This is a genomic window from Aliivibrio sp. 1S128 (assembly GCF_001691065.1).
Lineage (GTDB): Bacteria > Pseudomonadota > Gammaproteobacteria > Enterobacterales > Vibrionaceae > Aliivibrio.
The window spans coordinates 776-1,452 of record NZ_MAJV01000181.1 but is presented as its reverse complement, the minus strand read 5'-3'; the positions used below and the strand labels follow the sequence as shown (position 1 = coordinate 1,452).

At 31.9% G+C, this 677-nt stretch carries 1 protein-coding gene; it reads left to right on the top strand.

Going from position 1 to position 677, the window contains the following annotated elements; all coding sequences use genetic code 11:
* A partial coding sequence (locus A6E03_RS19660) for a hypothetical protein (RefSeq protein ID WP_218060176.1) occupies nt 1-656 on the top strand: 656 nt, incomplete at its 5' end.
* Nucleotides 657-677: the final 21 nt, after the last annotated feature.

Sequence of the window (677 nt, the reverse complement as noted above, 5' to 3'; positions counted from 1 at the left end):
TTTACTTGACCACTACATTATGCCCATTAATTTTACATTGGAGAACAGAATTGGAAACAGTTAATTTAGAGTTATGGCGAACAATTTTTGCTGGCGCTACATTATTTTCAATTGGTATTGCATACTTTTCGTTGAGAGTAACAAAGAAGAAACAAAAAGAAGATTTGGCATTAGCAAATGATAAAGAAGTTATTGCTCAAGCAAAGCTTTCTTTGAAATGGGCTTTTGAATCTCTTGATATTGATGACCAATTACAAATGCCAAAACAAGATCGTTTAATATGGTTGACTGCTGCACGGCATATATTGAGGTACTATAAACTTCGAGATTCTATTAAAACGGTGACATACCAAACTATTTGTGCAGAGCATGAAGAGTATTGGAGACATAAATTTTACCTGTTATTTTCAAACCCTAATTATATGTTTGGTAACTATTTTACTAAATCAAGTAATCCTATTTGGCCGGAGAATATTGAGATTAGATCTGCCATGATTTTATCTATTTTTTCACAGTGGGGAGAGAATACAATCGATCCAATAGACAATATAACTATAGAGCAATTAATAGAATTAAAACCATATAAAGGTGATATTGGTACTGGTATCGAGCATTATCAAAAGATTCTTAATGAGGCAAAAGAACAACTAAGTTAATAGGCATAACAAATGCATCAA